1 protein-coding gene is annotated in these 1,692 nt (G+C 74.5%); it reads left to right on the top strand.

All coding sequences use genetic code 11. The features are described 5' to 3' along the window. Positions 1-421: 421 nt before the first annotated feature. Positions 422-1,564, top strand: a complete 1,143-nt coding sequence (locus DMH12_RS38380) for an adenylate/guanylate cyclase domain-containing protein (protein ID WP_125495849.1) — start codon at positions 422-424, stop codon at positions 1,562-1,564. The last annotated feature ends 128 nt before the right edge of the window (positions 1,565-1,692 follow it).

Here is a 1,692-nt window from a genome sequence, read left to right as displayed (position 1 = left end):
ATGACGAGCTCGGGCTGGAACGGGACGGTGGCGGCGGCGATGTCGCGGCGCTGCGGAACTGCCGACTCGACGACATGGTGCCGGTGGGCGGGGGCCGTGGCGACGATTGCGCCATGGGGGACGGCGTGCGGCCGCGGGTGGCGTGCGTGCGGTTCGGGGCGCAGGCTCGGGGCGAGCAGGGTTCGGTGCGGGCTCGGCCGGTTGTACGGAGATCCGGCCCGTGGTTGTACGGAGAGGGGGCCGCGGGACGTGTGCCGAGTGGGAGAGCGGTGGGCGTGCGTGCGTGCGGGATCCGGGGTGCGGGCCGGGCCCGGGGAGGGCGGGCTCGGAGTGCTGCCGCACGGCAGTGAGCTGGGGCACACCTGACGTAAAGTTGTGGCCGGTCGATATCTGACCGCGGCAGATCGGAAGGGCAGCAGGCTTGAGCGTCGACGACACGGGCTCCGGCGCGGACGGGGACGGCCGGGTGGACCCCGAGCCCGCCCCGGACTCCGCCGACTCCGGCGAGGACCCGCTCGCGCTGCGCCTCGAAGGGCTCATCCTGGGCGCCGAGCGCCGCTACACCCCCTTCCAGGCCGCCCGCAGCGCGGGCGTCTCCATGGAACTGGCGTCCCGTTTCTGGCGGGCCATGGGCTTCGCCGACATCGGCCAGGCCAGGGCGCTCACCGAGGCCGACGTCCTCGCCCTGCGGCGGCTGGCCGGTCTGGTGGAGGCGGGGCTGCTCAGCGAGGCGATGGCCGTGCAGGTGGCCCGGTCCACCGGGCAGACCACCGCCCGGTTGGCCGAGTGGCAGATCGACTCCTTCCTGGAGGGCCTGACCGAGCCCCCCGAGCCCGGGATGACGCGCACCGAGGTGACGTACCCGATCGTCGAGCTGCTCCTGCCCGAGCTGCAGGAGTTCCTCGTCTACGTCTGGCGCCGCCAGCTCGCCGCCTCGGCGGGCCGGGTCGTGCAGGCCGCCGACGACGAGGAGATGGTGGACCGGCGGCTCGCGGTCGGCTTCGCCGACCTGGTCGGCTTCACCCGGCTGACCCGCCGGATGGAGGAGGAGGAACTCGGCGAGCTGGTCGAGGCCTTCGAGACCACCGCCGCCGACCTGGTCGCCGCGCGCGGCGGACGGCTGATCAAGACCCTGGGCGACGAGGTGCTCTACGCCGCCGACGACGCGGGAACGGCCGCGGAGATCGCGCTGCTCCTCGTCGAGACGATGGCGAACGACGAGACGATGCCGGAACTGCGCGTCGGCATCGCCTTCGGCACGGTCACCACCCGGATGGGCGACGTCTTCGGTTCGACCGTGAACCTGGCCTCCCGGCTGACCTCGATAGCTCCCCGTGACGCCGTCCTCGTCGACGCCGCGCTCGCGGAGGAGCTGATCCGGACCCAGGACGCGCCGGCCTCGGAGGCGGTCGCGGCCGAGGAGGCCGCCGCCGCGGAGAAGGCGGGCGAGGACCCGCCCTCGTACCGTTTCGCGCTCCAGCCGATGTGGCAGCGCCCGGTACGCGGTCTCGGCGTGGTCGAGCCCTGGCTGCTCACCCGGCGGGGCGACGGCGACGAGGGTTAGGGGCCGGGGTGTCCCGGCGGCCGTCAGTCGTCGCCGGGCAGGTCCACGCAGAGGCCGATGACCGGCACGCACAGCCCCGGATCGTGGGGTTCCGGGGCGGGTGCCCGCGGTGTGCCGCGGGCCGGGGG

It is taken from the genome of Streptomyces sp. WAC 04229 (assembly GCF_003947455.1).
Lineage (GTDB): Bacteria > Actinomycetota > Actinomycetes > Streptomycetales > Streptomycetaceae > Streptomyces.
The sequence above is the reverse complement of the archived record's forward strand: the minus strand, read 5'-3'. Positions and strand labels throughout refer to the sequence as shown.